General features: G+C 71.2%; 1 protein-coding gene. It reads left to right on the top strand.

All coding sequences use genetic code 11. The annotated features are described in order from the left end of the window. Positions 1–267: DUF934 domain-containing protein (locus RMT89_RS43435; RefSeq protein WP_315889269.1), on the top strand; the 267-nt coding region annotated here is incomplete at both ends.

Genomic DNA, 267 nt, shown 5'->3' with positions numbered 1-267 from the left:
CCATGGGCTGGCTGTTGCGGCGCCGTCTCGGCTACCGGGGCGAGATGCGCGCGGTCGGCGACGTGCTCTTCGACGAGATGCAGTTCATGGTCCGTTGCGGCTTCGACGCCTTCGAGATCAGCGATCCGTCGACCCTGAAGCTGCTCTCGGACGGCCGCCGGGCGGCGGCCTTCGACCACTTCTACCAGCCCGGCCTCGAGCCTGAAGTGCCCGCCGGAACAAGGCCTTGGGCGCGGCGCGCCGCAACGCGGCCGAGCGGGAACCCGG

Source organism: Streptomyces sp. P17, from assembly GCF_032436805.1.
GTDB lineage: Bacteria > Actinomycetota > Actinomycetes > Streptomycetales > Streptomycetaceae > Streptomyces.
Note: the sequence above shows the minus strand (reverse complement) of the source record. Positions and strands in the feature narration are given on the sequence as shown.